The organism is Paraburkholderia sp. SIMBA_054, assembly GCF_046534875.1.
Lineage (GTDB): Bacteria > Pseudomonadota > Gammaproteobacteria > Burkholderiales > Burkholderiaceae > Paraburkholderia > Paraburkholderia hospita.
In genome coordinates this window covers 1-239 of the sequence record NZ_JAWRXV010001640.1, presented here as the reverse complement: position 1 = coordinate 239, position 239 = coordinate 1, and the positions used below count along the sequence as shown (strand labels likewise).

At 69.9% G+C, this 239-nt stretch carries 1 protein-coding gene; it reads right to left on the bottom strand.

Annotation, left to right across the window (positions count from 1 at the left end):
• On the bottom strand, window positions 1-239 hold a 239-nt coding region (locus SB822_RS60645; protein WP_410859593.1), incomplete at both ends, for an NAD(P)-dependent oxidoreductase.

The window sequence follows — 239 nt, the reverse complement described above, 5'->3', positions numbered from 1 at the left end:
CTCGATGCCGATGTTGTCCTGCGCTTCCAGCGTGCTGCCGCCGACGTGCGGGTTCAGGATCACGTTGTCGTGGACGGTCAGCGGCGAGACGAAGGCATCGCCATTGCCCTTGGGTTCGACCGGGAACACGTCCACCGCCGCGCCGCCGAGACGGCCCTCGCGCAGCGCCGCGTCCAGCGCCTCGATGTCGACCACGGTGCCGCGCGAGGCGTTGATCAGGTGCGCGCCGCGCTTCATCC